The organism is Micromonospora sp. WMMC250 (assembly GCF_027460215.1).
GTDB lineage: Bacteria > Actinomycetota > Actinomycetes > Mycobacteriales > Micromonosporaceae > Micromonospora > Micromonospora taraxaci.
Map to the genome: position 1 here is coordinate 460625 of NZ_JAPZBJ010000002.1, position 14145 is coordinate 474769.

A 14145-nucleotide genomic window follows, 5' to 3' on the forward strand; every position below is an offset into this window, starting at 1 on the left:
CGAGCGCGCACCGCCACCTCCGCGCGTCATCGAGATGGTCGTGTCGCCCGCGTCGCGGACCGCACCATCCGGGACGTCGCGCGGATCTCCATGCCGGCGGCCACCGTCGACATCCGGTCGGGGCAGGCCGACGAGCGCAGGTATTAGGGGTGGGCCGGCGGAGTGTCGGTCCGTAGATTCAGCTGCGGTTGCGTCCGTGCGGCCGCGAGGGGGCTGGCCATGCTGTTGCCGTCGTTGTCCGGAGATGGGCCCGACCGTGCGGACGCCGTGAGCGTCGATGGCCACGGCATCTCCCGGGAAGCATTGCGGGCCGGCGCTGGCGCGGTGGCCGCCGACATCGCCGGGGCCGCGACGGTGGCGGTGCTCGCCAGCCCGGGTGTGCCGACCGTGGCCGCGATCGTCGGTGGTCTGCTGTCCGGGGTGGCGGTGGTTCCGGTGCCACCGGACACCGGCGCGGCCGAGCTCGCCCATGTGCTCACCGACTCCGGGGCCGAGCTGCTGCTGGCCGGTGAGCCGGAGGCGCCGGTGCTGGCTGACTGTCCGATCCCGGTGCTGCCTGTCGACGTCACCCGACGCGGTGAGCTGTCGAGCGTCGACCCCGACCCGTCCACGACCGGGCTGATCCTCTACACCAGCGGCACCACTGGCCCACCGAAGGGCGTGCTGCTCAGTCATGCCGCGATCCGGGCCGGCATCGACGCTGTCGTGCACGCCTGGGACTGGACCGGCGAGGACGTCCTCGTGCAGGGGTTGCCGCTCTATCACGTACACGGACTGATCCTGGGTCTGCTGGGGCCGCTGCGGGTCGGCTCACCTCTGGTGCACACCCGGCGGCCGACGCCGGGCCGGTACGCCGCCGCGCGGGGTTCGATGTACTTCGGGGTTCCCACGGTGTGGGGCCGGATCTGCGCCGAGCCGGCCGCCGCCCGCGTGCTGTCCGCGGCCCGGCTGCTGGTCTCCGGCAGTGCGCCGCTGCCCGCGCCGGTCTTCGCCGAGTTGGAGGCGCTGACCGGGCACCGGCCCGTCGAGCGGTACGGGATGACCGAGACCCTGATAACGCTCAGTACGCGGGCTGACGGCCCGCGACGGGTCGGCTCGGTCGGCGGTCCGGTACGGGGAGTGCAGGCCCGGCTGGTTGACGACGCGGGTGCGGCGGTCCCGGCCGACGGTCGGACCTTCGGCGCGTTGCAGATCCGTGGCGCGACGCTGTTCGACGGCTATCTGCATCTGCCCGAGAAGACCGCCGAGACGTTCACCGCCGACGGCTGGTTCCGCACTGGTGACGTGGCGACCGTCGACGAGGCGGGGGACTTCCGCATCGTCGGGCGGGCCAGCGCCGACATCATCAAGAGCGGTGGGTACCGGATCGGCGCCGGCGAGATCGAGGACTGCCTGCTCACCCATCCGCAGGTGCGCGAGGTGGCGGTGGTCGGTGCGCCGCACGCCGACCTGGGTCAGGAGGTGGTCGCGTTCATCGTCGGCGAGGAGTCGCTGGCCGCCCGGTCGTTGGTGACCTATGTAGAGAAGCGATTGTCCCGGCACAAGCGACCGCGCCACGTGCACGTGGTGGAATCATTGCCGCGCAATGCCCTGGGCAAGGTGCAAAAGGCAACTTTACTGTCGCTGTTGGAATCAGGGACCTTGCCGGGCGGTGTCTGACGTATGTCATTCCCGTGACCGCCTAGCCGAAAGGTGGAGTTTTGGCTGGGACATTCGGGCATCTAAGTGCCTCTCGTGTTTTCGACCCGTGGTGACTGCTCGTAGTCTCTAGACGAACACGGGGGGTGAGTCGTGTATCTAGATGTCTCGATCTCCGGGCGGGTCAGGCCACGGTCGAGAAGCGCGATCGGTGGCCGGCCGGGGGGCTGGCACCGAGCGACGACGGCGACGTCGCGTCACCGCGGGGGAGGTGCGCGTGGAGGTACGGGTTCTGGGGCCGCTTGAGGTTCTGGTCGACGGCAGACGGCTGGACCTGGGTGGGCACCGCCAACAGATCGTGTTCGCAAGCCTCGCACTGGAGGCCAACCGGGTCGTCCCGGTGGGGCGCCTGATGGAGGCCATCTACGGCGACGACCTGCCCAGCACCTCCCGTGCCCAGGTGCAGATCTGCGTCTCGGCGCTCCGACGGCTGTTCAACACCCACGACTACCCGGACACCATCGTCACCCGGTCGCAGGGCTATCTGCTCCGGGTCACGGAGGGCGCACTGGACCTCGACCGGTTCGTCGGTCTCGTCGAGAGCGGCCGGCGGGCCCGTTCCGGCCAGAACGTCGACGAGGCGGTCCGGCACATTCGCGCCGCCCTCGCCCTCTGGCGTGGCCGCGCCCTCTACGGGCTGGAGAGTCGGCTGGTCCAATCGGCCGGCAACCGCCTCGACGAGCGGCGGATCAACCTTCACGAGGACTGCGTCGAACTCGAACTGGAACTCGGCCGGCACCGCGATCTCATCCCGGAACTCTCCGACCTGGTCGAACAGCACCCGCTGCGGGAACGGCTACGCGGGCAGCTGATGCTCGCCCTGTACCGGTCCGGCCGCCAGGCCGAGGCTCTCGACGTCTACCGGCAGGCCCGCCGCACCATGATCGACGAGCTGGGTCTCGAGCCGAACCAGTGGCTCCAACAGCTGGAACACGCGATCCTCACCTCGGACGAGGAACTCGCCGCACCGGTCTCACCAGCGCCGGCCCCGCCCGCGCCGACCGCCCCCGCGCCGCTGCCACAGGTCGCTCCGGCGCTCGTCGTCGCGCCGGTGGACGACCTCCCCGTCGGCACGATCAGCCCGCCGGTGATCGTCGCTCCCACCGAACCGGTCATCCCGGTCACCGTGCCGTGCCTGCTCCCCACCGACATCGCCGACTTCACCGGCCGGTCCAAGCAGATCGACGTCATCGAGCAGCAACTGTTGATGGCGGCCGAGAGCCCCACGCAGTTCGCGGTGCCGATCGTGGTCGCCGCCGGCAAGCCAGGCATCGGCAAGACCACCCTCGCCGTGCACGTGTCGCACCGCGCGGCTACCCGGTACCCGGACGGGCAGCTCTTCGCGGACATGCACGGTCGCAGCCCGCAGCGGGTCGGCCCGATGCAGGTGCTGGAACGCTTCCTGCGGACCCTCGGCGTCCCCGGCACCGCGATGCCCGAGGTGCTGGAGGAACGCGCCGAGCTCTACCGGGACCTGCTCTCCGACCGCCGGATGCTCATCGTGCTCGACAACGTGGCCGGTGAGAGCCAGGTGCTGCCGCTGCTGCCCGGCACCCCCCACTCAGCCGTGCTGGTCACCAGCCGCAGCCGGCTGGCCGGCCTGCCCGGCGCGATCCACCTCGACGTCGACGTCTTCGACGAGGAACACTCGCTCGAACTGCTGGCGCACGTCGCCGGACGGGAACGGATCGAGCAGGAGCCCGAAGCGGCCGCCCAACTCGCCTTTCTGTGCGGGAACCTGCCCCTGGCCCTGCGGATCGCCGGCGCACGGCTCTCCGCACGACAGCACTGGACCGTCGAGCATCTCGTCGAGCGGCTCGACAACGAGGCGCGGCGCCTCGACGAGCTGAAGCACAGCGGGATGGGCATCAGGGCAAGCATCTCGCTCACCTACGACAGCCTCACCGAGGAGGCCCGCCGGCTCTTCCGTCGGCTCGCCGTCCTCGACGTGCCGTCGTTCTCCGGCTGGGTCAGCGCCGCACTGCTCGACGAGCCGGTGATGGACGCCCAGGACCTGCTGGACGACCTCGCCGAGGCGCAGCTCGTGGAGAGCACGAGCATGGGTCCGGGGCAGGTCCCGCAGTACCGGTTCCACGACCTGATCCGGGTCTTCGCCCGGGAACGCCTCGCCGCCGAGGAGAGCGTCGCCGACCGCAACGCCGCGCTGTGCCGGGTGCTCGGTGCCCTGCTGTTCCTCGCCGAGGCCGCCCACTGCGGCCTGCACGGTGGCCCCTACTTCATCCTCAGCAGCGACGCCCCACGCTGGCCGTTGCCGCAACGACTGACCGAGCAGCTGGTCGCCCGTCCGCTGAGCTGGTTCGAACGGGAGCGGCACTCACTCGTCGCCGGCGTCCGCCAGGCCGCGCAGGCCGGTTTCACCGACCTGTGCTGGACACTCGCCCACATCGCGGTGACCCTCTTCGAGCCCCGCATCTACCTCAACGACTGGCGGGAGACCCACCGCATCGCGCTCGCCGCCAGCAAGACGGCCGGTGACAACCGGGGGCAGGCCGCCATGCTCTACTCCAACGGCTCGCTGTTCCTCGCCGAGCAGAGGTTCGACGAGGCACGCCGCGACCTGGAAGCGGCCGGAGTCATCTTCCGCGGCCTCGACGACGAACAGGGGCTGGCACTGGTCACCCGGCAGATCGCGTTCGCCGACCGGATCCGAGGAGACCTGCCGGCCGCCGCCACCCGCTACGAGCACGCGTTGGACAGCTTCCGACGCAGCGGCGACCTGGGCGCCGCGGCCTACGTCCTGCACAGTCTGGCGCAGGTGCACATGGAGAGCGGACATCCGCAGGACGCGTTGGCCATCCTGCCCGAGGCGCTGGTGATGAGCCGCAGCGCCCGCAGTCGCCGGGTGGAGGCGCAGGTGCTGCACCGCATGGGCGACACGCACCTGAACACCGGAGACCCGCACGCGGCGGCCAGCGCCTTCGCCGAGGCGTTGGCGGTGGTGCAGGACATCGGCGACCCGGTCGGTGAGGCGTACGCGCTGCACGGGTTGGGCGTGGCGCACATGACCGCCGGTGATCTGACCGCCGCCGAAACAGCGTTGCAGAGCGCGCTGGGCCTGGCGAGCACGGCTGGGGAACGACTCATCGAGGCGCGGGTGTCGCTGGCGCTGGGCGAACTCGCCCTCGAACGGGGCAGTGCGACGCAGGCGGTGGTGCACCTGCACCGGGCACTGGGACTCTTCCGGGGCATCCGCGCGCCGAAGTTCGAACAGCGGGTGCTGACCAAGCTGACCGAGGCGTACGTGGCGGCCGGGGGCCGGGAACATCCGGCGACTGCGGCGGCCGAGCCGTTGCGTGACAACGTGGTTCCGCTGGTGCGTCAACCTCGGCAGCAACGGCCGGATCGCACGGGCAGCGGTTCCTCGGTGGTGCAGGGAATTCGTCAGGGCTGAGACTCGGGGTGCGGCCGGCCGGCTCGTCAGCCGTGCCGGGCTCCCGGGACGTGTGCCCGGTGGCCGTTGATCAGATGGCCCGCCGGAGACCCACGTGGTGCTCCGTCAGCCCCAGGGCTGGCTGGGGGAGGCGGTCGTGCTCGGGGTGGGGGTGGCCGCCGGCGCCGGGGTGCTACCGCTGGCGTCCTCGGCGTGTGCGGCGGTCGCTCCGAACAGCCCGACGGTGACGGCGGCGGCGGCGAGAGCGATGGCGATGCGGGCCTTGACGGTGAGCGAGACGTTGCTGCGCATGGCGATGTTCCTCCAGGTGAGGGGGGATTTCGTTCCGCCGTGTTCGGCGATGACACAAACGTAGAAACGGGCCCCATCCCCCTGTTATCTGTTCGCCTGCCACCCCCTATCACCGCTATCGGATAGCGACCGATAGCCGGCGATAGAACGGCGAAGGCCATCCGATAGCCATCCGGCGCAGTCTTCTGCCCTAGGCCGGGAATCCGGCAACCAACCGTCGCCGGCTCGCACCGCGGGTCACCGCGACGGGACCGACTGGCAGGTGACAACACATGAGTGTTTCGGCGCAAGCTTTGGACGGTGTGTTCGGCCGCCCGGCGGCGGGCATCCGGGCGCGGTTGGAACGCGCCGACGACGGCGGCTGGAAGCCGGTCGCCGACGCGGAGTCCGACCCCGACGGCCACATCGACGACTGGGCGGCAGAGCTCCTGGAGAGGGGCCCCTACCGGATCGTCTTCGACAGCGACCACTACTTCTCCGGCCTCGGCGTCAGCGCCGCGTACCCGGAGATCGCTGTCACCTTCCGAGTCCAGGACGAGTCCGACACCTGTCAGGTCCAGGTGCTCCTCACTCCCTACTCGTACTCGATGTACTTCGGCACCCGCGGATGAGTCAGGTGGCGGCCGGGCCACACGCGCCGGCTCCGTACAGCGAGGAAAGGAATCCATCGTGAACCCGAGTCGACGTTCCGCCGGCCGCTACCTGCCCTCCGCTCCGGTGAGCCTGCCGGACCGGAGGTGGCCGAGCCGTACGGTCACCACCGCGCCCCGGTGGCTCTCGACCGACCTGCGCGACGGCAACCAGTCGTTGGCCAACCCCATGAGCCCGGCCAGGAAACTGGCCATGTTCCGGTTGCTCGTGGAGATGGGCTACCAGGAGATCGAGGTCGGTTTCCCGGTCGCGAGCCAGGACGACCACGACTTCGTCCGGCTGTTGATCGAGGACGACCTGATCCCGGACGACGTCTGCATCACTGTCCTGACCCAGGCCCGCGACGAGCTGATCCGGCGCACCGTGGAGAGCCTGGCCGGCGCGCCGAGGGCACGCATCCACATCTACAACGCGACCTCACCGCTGTTCCGCCGGGTCGTCTTCGGCATGACGCGCGCCGAGTGCCTGGACCTCGCGGTCCAGGGGACGCGCCTGATGATGAAGTACGCGGACCGCACCCTGGCCGGCACCGACCTGCGCTACCAGTACTCGCCCGAGCTGTTCAACGACACCGAGCTGGAGTTCTCACTCGAGGTCTGCGAAGCGGTCATGGACGTGTGGCAGCCGGAGACGGACCGACCGATCATCCTGAACTTCCCGACCACCGTCGAGCGGACCATGCCGAACGTGTTCGCCGACCAGATCGAGTGGCTGGACCGCAACCTGTCCCGCCGCGAGCACGTGTGCCTCTCGGTGCACCCGCACAACGACCGTGGCACCGGCGTCGCCTCCGCGGAGCTGGCGACCCTCGCCGGCGCGCAGCGGATCGAAGGCTGCCTGTTCGGCAACGGCGAACGGGCCGGCAACGTCTGCCTGGTCACGCTCGGGCTGAACCTCTACACCCAGGGCATCGACCCGGGTGTCGACTTCTCCGACATCAACCGGATCCGGCGGACGGTCGAGTACTGCAACGAACTGCCGGTGCACCCGCGCCACCCGTACGGCGGCGACCTGGCCTACACCGCGTTCTCCGGTTCGCACCAGGACGCCATCAAGAAGGGTTTCGACGAGCGCGCCCGGGCCGCGATGGCGATCGGCGCGTCCGTCGACGACCTGCCCTGGGAGGTGCCGTACCTGCCGCTGGACCCGGAGGACGTCGGCCGTACCTACGAGACCGTGGTCCGGATCAACAGCCAGTCCGGCAAGGGCGGCGTCGCGTACGTGCTGGCCAGCCGGCACGGCATGCTCCTGCCGCGCGACCTGCAACTGGAGTTCGCCGCGGTGGTGCAGGCACAGGCCGACGGCGCCGGGGTGGAGATCTCACCGGCTCGCATCGGGGAGCTGTTCCTCCAGGAGTACGTCGTGCAGCGCCCCCTGTCGGTGCCGCTGCGCTTCCGCGACATGGTCGCCACCGAACTGCACGTCGGGGGCGGCGGCTTCACCATCGGCGCGGCCCGGGCCGACGCCGTCGAGCAGATCCGCGCCACGATGCTGTCCTGGGGGATCGACGTACGCGCCGTGCACCGCACCGGGGTCGGCGCGGTCAGCGAGCGCGACGACGTGGTCGTGTACGCCGAGTGTCGACTCGGCACCCGTACCGTCTGGGGCGTCGGCATCGACGCGGAGCCGGACACCGCCGCCTTCGCCGCCGTCCGCGCGGCCCTCAGCCGCGCGCTGCGCTCCGGCAACGCCCTGGAGACCGTCGGGGACCTCGACGCCCCCGTGATGCACCCCGCGCCACCCCTGCTGCGCCCGGTCCTGGCCGGCGCCGTCGGCCGCGACCTGGCTGGCACCGTCGGCCTCGACCGGGCCGGCTGAACACCATTCGAGGCCGTTCACCATTTCAGACCTGGGGGAAATCCACATGGGACTCGTTGAGAGAGACAAGGCGGTGACAGGCCTGGAGGGCCTGCTCACCGAGGCGGTCGCGGGCCGTGGCCGGGTGGCGATGATCACCGGCACCGTCGGCACCGGCAAGAGCGAACTACTGCACACCCTGGCCGACCGGGCTGTCGACTTCGGTGCCCTGGCGGTCACCGCGAGCGGCGCCCACGCCGAGCGCAACCTGCCCCTGGCGCTGCTCAGCCAGCTCTTTCACGACGCGCCCCTGCAGGACCGTGAGCGTGAGCGGGCGATGAGCCTGCTGCACGAGGGCACCGTCGCGGCCCTGGCCGCCGACAACCGGGACGACAACGAGCACATCGACGTGCAGATCGTGCACGGGCTCTGCACCATCCTGCTGGAACTGGCCGAACGCTATCCGCTGGCGTTGCTCGTCGACGACGTGCACCACGCCGACCGCGCCTCGGTGGTCTGCCTGGCGTACCTGGCGCGACGCGCCCGGTTCGCGCCGGTCCTGGTCGCCTTCACGCAGACCGAGTTCGGGCGCAGCGCCGACCCGTCCTGGCAGGCGGAGCTGCTGCGCCCGGGGCACGGGAGTCGGATCAAGCTGACGCCGCTCACCGGCCTCGGCGTGCAGCAGCTCGCCGCCGAGACGGTCGGCGCGGAGGTCGCCGAACGGCTGGCCGGCCAGTGGTACCAGCTCACCGGCGGCAACCCGCTCCTGGTCGGCGGCCTGGTGGAGGACTACCAGGCCGCCACCGAGGAGACCGGCGCCGAGCCGGACGAGGTGGTGGCGGGAGAGCGGTACGCCCAGGCCGTCGTGTCCTGCCTGCGCCGTGGCGAACCGCAGATGCTGGAGGTCGCCCGCGGAGTGGCGGTGCTCGCCGACACCGAGGCGCTCGACCGGCTCCTGCGTACCGACGCCCGCGTGGTCGCGCAGGCCATGCGGGCGCTGACCACGGCCGGCATCTTCACCCTCGGTGGGTTCCGGCACCCGGTCGCCGCAGCCGCCGTGCTCGCCGGATTCGACCAGGACGAGCGGGCGGAGCTGCACCGGCGCGCGGCGGTGCTCGCCTACGACGGCGGCGCGTCGGCACGGGTGGTGGCCGAGCACCTGCTGGGCGCCAAGGAGGCCGGCGAGGCGTGGGGGGTGGCGGCGCTGGAGGACGCCGCCCGGCAGGCCCTGCGGGAGGGCCAGGTGGAATCGGCGGTCAGCTACCTCAAGCTGGCCTGGCGGGCCTGCACCGACGAACGACAGAAGATCAAGATCATGACCACTCTGGTACGCGCCGAGTGGCGGGTCAACCCCAGCACCTCCAGCAGCTACCTGCCCGAACTCGCCGGCGCGCTGGACAAGGGTTTCCTCCAGGGCAGCGACGCGGTGATCCTGGCCAAGGCGCTGCTGTGGCACGGGCAGCTCGCCGAGGCGGAGGTGATCCTGGAACACCTCGCCGCCACCGGAGTGGACCTCGACCCGGCCGCCGCCGGGGAACTGGCCATGACCCGGCCCTGGCTGCGCTGCTCGTTCACGCCACTGGCCCAGCACTTCCGGCCGGCGCCGGTGACCGTCACCACGGTCTCGGCGAGCCGTCGCCTGGAGGCGGCAAACGCGCTGTCCACCGTGCTCAGCGCCACCCCGTCGGAGAACGTGGCAGTCGTCGTCGAACGCATCCTGCGCAGCTCCCGGCTCGACGAGATGAGCCTGGACACGGTGGAGAGCGCCCTGCTCACCCTCACCTACGGAGGGCACGCCGAACAGGCGGCGCCCTGGTGCGACCTGTTCATCGAGGAGGCGCACACCCGGCGCGCCCCCAGTCGACAGGCCCGTCTCGCCGCGATCCGGGCAGAGGTCGCCCTCCGCCTCGGTGACCTGCCCGGCGCGGCCCGGCACGCCCGCCTGGCCCTGGAGATCATGCCGCCGAGCAGTTGGGGTGTGGGCGTCGGCGTGCCGCTGGCCAGCCTCGTCACGGCCTGCACCGCGATGGGTCGCTTCGACGAGGTGTCCGAGTGGCTGGACCAGCCGGTGCCGGAGACCATGTTCCAGACCCGGTACGGGCTGCACTACCTGCACGCCCGTGGTCGCTACAGCATGGCGACCGGCCACCTGCCGCTCGCGCTGCGGGACTTCCAGAAGTGCGGTGAGCTGATGACCACCTGGGAGCTGGACGCTCCGGGCCTGGTCGCCTGGCGCACCGACGCCGCCGAGACCCTGCTGCGGATGGGACGCCCCGACCAGGCCCGCCGGCTCATCGAGGACCAGTTGGGGCGGTGCGGCAAGGACATGCCGCGCGTACACGGCTCCGCGCTGCGTCTGCTCGCCGCGACCAGCCAGCTGCGGCACCGGCCGATGCTGCTGCGGCAGGCAGCCGACCTGTTGCAGTCCGGCGCCGACCGGTACGAGCACTCCCGGGTGCTCGTCGACCTGACCGAGGCGTACCACGCGCTCGGTGAGTCGCGGCGCGCGGGAATGATCGGCCGGCGAGCGCGGGCACTGGCGGAGGAGTGCGACGCGCAGCCTCTGCTCCGCCGGCTCTCGCGCGACATCGGCTGGGACGACAAGGAGACCGCCGCCGCGCAGCCCAGTGTCACCGGCAGTGCCGCGATGCTCAGCGACGCCGAACGCCGGGTGGCCGCCCTGGCCGCGATCGGCTACACCAACCGGGAGATCTCCGACAAGCTCTACATCACCGTGAGCACCGTGGAGCAGCACCTGACACGCATCTACCGCAAGCTCGGCGTGGTGGGGCGTACCGACCTGCCGGCGCACCTCGAACTCGACCTGTCCGCGACCGTCTGACCCCGCGTACCCCGGCCCCGCACCGCGTCACCGCGCGGTCGGGGCCGCGGGTGCGTGCGGGCTGTGCCGCGTGTGGGCTGGACTGCGCGTGGCCGCCGGTCGGGCGAGGGTCAGGACGGATCGGGCGCGGGAAGGATGACCCGCAGCGGGTCACCGTGCCGGCCGTACAGGTCCTGTTCGCGGGGATAGCCGAGGGAGACCTCCTCGAACCGGACGCCGTCCTCCACTGTCGTCCGTGGGATGTGCAGATGGCCGTAGACCACCACGGCCGCCCGGTGGTCCAGGTGCCACGTCGCAGTGCCGGTGGTGCCGCACCACTGGGCGAACTGCGGATAGCGCAGCACCCACGTCGGCTCCCGGGTCAGCGGGAAGTGGTTGACCAGCACCGTCGGCAGCGCCGGGTCGCACTGGGCCAGACGGCGCTCGGTCTCCCGAAGCCGGGCCCGGCACCAGTCGTCAGCTCCCGGGTAGGGATCCGTGTGCAGCAGGAACTCGTCGGTGCAGACGATCCCGGCCGACTCGGCCCAGTGCCGCGCCTGCTCCTTGGTGGTCCCCGGCGGACGGAACGTGTAGTCGTAGAGCACGAACAGCGGCACCACGACCACCGGGCCGCCGGCCCCACGCCACACCGGGAAGTCGTCCTCGGGCGTGACCACGCCCAGATCACGACACATCCGTACGAGGTCGCGGTAGCGCTGCTCGCCGCGGAGCTGCACCGGGTCGTCGGCGGGCGTCCACAGCTCGTGGTTGCCCGGCACCCAGATCACCGTCGCGAAGCGCCCGGCGAGCAGTGTCAGCGCCCACTCGACGTCGGCCATCTTCTCCCCGACGTCGCCGGCGACGATCAACCAGTCGTCGGCGTGGCCGGGGCGCAGCCCCAGCACCGTCTCCCGGTTGCGGGCATAGCCGACGTGCAGATCACTGATCGCCAACAACCTGCCGTGCGGAACCGTACCGGGAGCACTCACAACGCCGATCGTAGGCGTGCACCGGCACCGCCCGGAACGCTCGCGGACCGGTTCTCGGGCACTCTGAGCTGGGCTACGGGCGCTAGGGGGCCCGCTAAGGGTTGTCCCCGTACAGGCCGCTCTCGATGCTGGTTGCAATAGGCGAATGCCGGTACCAGCGCCGTTTCGAGGATTTCCGCCGACGGTGGGATCCCTGTCGAGAGGAGACCACCGATGATCAAGGCGCGGGGTCTGACCAAGACGTTCCAGATCAACAAGTTCACCGTCGAGGCCGTACGTGGCATCGACCTCGACGTCTCGTCCGGCGAGATGGTCGGCTTCCTCGGCCCCAACGGGGCGGGCAAGTCCACCACGTTGCGGATGCTGACCACGTTGCTGCGGCCCACCTCCGGCGAGGCCAACATCGGCGGCTGCGACCTGCTCAGCGATCCCGCCGGAGTCCGCAGACTGATCGGCTACGTCGGCCAGAACTCCTCAGCCGGCGTCGAGTACAAGGTCCGCGAGGAGCTGGTCACCCACGCCCGGTTGCAGGGGCTGTCCGCCTCGGCTGCCCGTACCCGGGTCGGCGAGATGCTGGAGCAGTACGACCTGGCCGGCCTGGAGGACCGCATGATCGGCGCCCTCTCCGGCGGTCAGAAGCGGCGCATCGACATCGTGATGGGGGTGCTGCACCGGCCGCCGGTGGTCTTCTTCGACGAGCCGTCCACCGGGCTGGACCCGCAGAGCCGTAGCAACCTGTGGGACCACATCCGCGCGCTGCGCCGCGAGCACGAGACGACGGTCTTCCTCACCACCCACTACCTGGACGAGGCCGACAGCCTCTGCGACCGGATCCTCGTCATCGACGGTGGACAGATCGTCGCCGAGGGCACCGCCGACGAGCTGAAGGCCCAGGTCAACGGTGACCTGGTGACACTGGAGACCTCCGCACCCGCGCAGACCGCCACCGCCGCCGAACGCCTCGACGGCGCGAAGGAGGTCACCGTCGACGGCACGACAGTGCGGTTCCGGATCGCCCGCGGCGACAGCGTCCTGCCCGGCCTCCTGCGCGAACTCGACCGCAACGACGTCGACGTGTTCTCGGTGCGGACCAGCCGGCCGACGCTCGACGACGTGTTCCTGACCGTCACCGGGCGCAGCCTGCGCGACAGCGAGACCGCCCCGGCGTTCCCGGGCCTGTGAAGTGAGGATCCCCATGTCGTTCCTGCGAGACACCTGGTTGACGTTCGACCGGGCGGTCCGTCCCGCCCTCCGTAGCCCCGGCACACTGATCGTCGGTGTCGCCGTACCCCTGGTCTACCTGGTCCTGTTCGGGCCGTTGCTCAGCGACACCACCGACGAGAGCGGCCTCAGCTCCTGGCAGTGGTTCGTCCCCGGCATGCTCATCCAGCTCGCCCTGTTCATCACCGCCAACGCCGGCTTCTCGCTGATCCCGGACACCCGCTCCGGGGTGCTGGAACGGATGCAGGTCACCCCGCTCAGCCGGGTCGCCCTGCTCACCGGCCGGGTCCTCAAGGACGTGGTGCTCCTGCTCGTCCAGGCGGTCCTGATGATCGGTCTGGCGTTCATCCTCGGCTTCCGGGCCGGCGTCCTGCCGATCCTGGCCGGGCTGGTCCTGCTCGCCATCACCGCGATCGCCGTCGGCTTCACCTCCTACGGCCTGGCGCTCAAGCTCAAGCACGAGTTCGCGCTGGCCCCGGTGGTCAGTGGCATCGTCGTGCCGCTGATGCTGCTGTCCGGTGTGCTGCTGCCGATGGACCGCGCCCCGGACTGGCTGTACTACCTGTCGCGGGTCAACCCGCTCAGCTACGTCGTCGAGGCCGAGCGGGAGCTGATCAGCGGCAACTACGACCAGCAGATCGTGCTGATCGGCGTGGCGGTCGCGATCGGCCTGCTGGTCCTCAGCACCACCTGGTCCCTGCGCCTGCTGCGCCGCCAGCTCGCCTGACCTCGTCCGCACCGACGCCGCCGGCCTCGGCGCCATGGCCCCTCGCGGGGGCCGTGGCACCGAGGCCGGCGGCGTGTGTCAGAAGGCCATCGCGGTACGCATCGACCAGACGAACACGTCGCCCAGCTCCGCGTCGCGCTCGAAGTGCTCGTACCCGTCCAGGTAGCAGATCTTCAGCTTCTCGTTCGCCGCCAGCGTCTTGCTGACGACGAGGCTGCGCGGGATGGCGGCGGGTCCACCGACGAGCATCACCTGCACCACGGAGGTGAGCTGCTCGGCGGTCACCACGGTCCGGGACTGGAACGCCGCCTTCTCGAAATCCAGCGGCGGGTTGGTCGCCGGGTTCGCGGCGTCGTGGCTGAAGTAGTGCTGACCCAGGAACCTGCTCAGATCGGCCGGCGGGCCGAACGGGTCAGTAGGAGCATCGATCGGCGTCAACAGCGTTGTGGTCATTGTTCTGCCTTCCCGAAGAGTCACCCGGTCCTTCCGGCGGAGCCCGGGTCGGCGCTTCCTCGCTGCCATCCCGCTCTGCTCCGTG

Annotated in this window: 10 protein-coding genes; 7 read left to right on the forward strand and 3 right to left on the reverse strand. The window is 70.8% G+C overall.

Annotation, left to right across the window (positions count from 1 at the left end):
- Positions 1 to 219: 219 nt before the first annotated feature.
- Both O3438_RS02135 and O3438_RS02140 read left to right on the forward strand, forming a co-directional pair.
- On the forward strand, positions 220 to 1659 hold the full coding sequence (locus O3438_RS02135; protein WP_269678298.1) for an AMP-binding protein: 1440 nt from the start codon (positions 220 to 222) through the stop codon (positions 1657 to 1659).
- A gap of 256 nt (positions 1660 to 1915) precedes the next feature.
- The gene (locus O3438_RS02140) at positions 1916 to 5110 is read left to right on the forward strand and encodes an AfsR/SARP family transcriptional regulator (protein WP_269678299.1); all 3195 of its coding nucleotides are present in this window, start codon (positions 1916 to 1918) and stop codon (positions 5108 to 5110) included.
- A 105-nt stretch (positions 5111 to 5215) separates the two neighbouring features.
- Here the strand turns inward: O3438_RS02140 and O3438_RS02145 are convergent, their stop codons facing one another.
- A complete protein-coding gene (locus tag O3438_RS02145; protein ID WP_269678300.1) occupies positions 5216 to 5401 on the reverse strand; it encodes a hypothetical protein in 186 nt (61 codons plus the stop codon).
- Positions 5402 to 5673: 272 nt separating this feature from the next.
- On the opposite strand from O3438_RS02145, the gene O3438_RS02150 reads away from it, so the two are divergent.
- From O3438_RS02150 to O3438_RS02160, 3 genes are read left to right on the forward strand one after another with little or no spacing between them, the layout of a single operon-like run.
- Entirely contained in the window at positions 5674 to 6012 is a 339-nt protein-coding gene (locus O3438_RS02150; protein WP_088990103.1) for a hydroxyisourate hydrolase, read from the forward strand.
- Between the two features lie 58 nt (positions 6013 to 6070).
- On the forward strand, positions 6071 to 7870 hold the full coding sequence (locus O3438_RS02155) for a 2-isopropylmalate synthase (protein ID WP_269678301.1): 1800 nt from the start codon (positions 6071 to 6073) through the stop codon (positions 7868 to 7870).
- Between the two features lie 46 nt (positions 7871 to 7916).
- Positions 7917 to 10691 (forward strand): helix-turn-helix transcriptional regulator, encoded by a 2775-nt coding sequence (locus O3438_RS02160; protein ID WP_269678302.1) that lies wholly within the window; start codon positions 7917 to 7919, stop codon positions 10689 to 10691.
- A 110-nt stretch (positions 10692 to 10801) separates the two neighbouring features.
- Here the strand turns inward: O3438_RS02160 and O3438_RS02165 are convergent, their stop codons facing one another.
- Positions 10802 to 11659, reverse strand: coding sequence for a metallophosphoesterase family protein (locus tag O3438_RS02165; protein ID WP_269678303.1), 858 nt, complete (start codon positions 11657 to 11659; stop codon positions 10802 to 10804).
- A gap of 213 nt (positions 11660 to 11872) precedes the next feature.
- Here O3438_RS02165 and O3438_RS02170 point away from each other — a divergent pair, with 213 nt between their 5' ends.
- Both O3438_RS02170 and O3438_RS02175 read left to right on the forward strand, forming a co-directional pair.
- A complete protein-coding gene (locus tag O3438_RS02170) occupies positions 11873 to 12841 on the forward strand; it encodes an ATP-binding cassette domain-containing protein (RefSeq protein WP_269678304.1) in 969 nt (322 codons plus the stop codon).
- Between the two features lie 13 nt (positions 12842 to 12854).
- Positions 12855 to 13607: an ABC transporter permease gene (locus tag O3438_RS02175; protein ID WP_269678305.1), complete on the forward strand. Its 753-nt coding sequence runs from the start codon at positions 12855 to 12857 to the stop codon at positions 13605 to 13607.
- 78 nt (positions 13608 to 13685) lie between these two features.
- Here the strand turns inward: O3438_RS02175 and O3438_RS02180 are convergent, their stop codons facing one another.
- On the reverse strand, positions 13686 to 14060 hold the full coding sequence (locus tag O3438_RS02180; protein ID WP_269678306.1) for a DUF5988 family protein: 375 nt from the start codon (positions 14058 to 14060) through the stop codon (positions 13686 to 13688).
- Positions 14061 to 14145: the final 85 nt, after the last annotated feature.

What these genes read in the sequence shown, in the direction of transcription:
- O3438_RS02175 (WP_269678305.1), top strand. Translation starts at nt 12,855, where the DNA reads ATGTCGTTCCTGCGAGACACCTGGTTGACGTTCGACCGGGCGGTCCGT.
- O3438_RS02145 (WP_269678300.1), bottom strand. Translation starts at nt 5,401, where the DNA reads ATGCGCAGCAACGTCTCGCTCACCGTCAAGGCCCGCATCGCCATCGCT.
- O3438_RS02180 (WP_269678306.1), bottom strand. Translation starts at nt 14,060, where the DNA reads ATGACCACAACGCTGTTGACGCCGATCGATGCTCCTACTGACCCGTTC.
- O3438_RS02135 (WP_269678298.1), top strand. Translation starts at nt 220, where the DNA reads ATGCTGTTGCCGTCGTTGTCCGGAGATGGGCCCGACCGTGCGGACGCC.
- O3438_RS02150 (WP_088990103.1), top strand. Translation starts at nt 5,674, where the DNA reads ATGAGTGTTTCGGCGCAAGCTTTGGACGGTGTGTTCGGCCGCCCGGCG.
- O3438_RS02170 (WP_269678304.1), top strand. Translation starts at nt 11,873, where the DNA reads ATGATCAAGGCGCGGGGTCTGACCAAGACGTTCCAGATCAACAAGTTC.
- O3438_RS02160 (WP_269678302.1), top strand. Translation starts at nt 7,917, where the DNA reads ATGGGACTCGTTGAGAGAGACAAGGCGGTGACAGGCCTGGAGGGCCTG.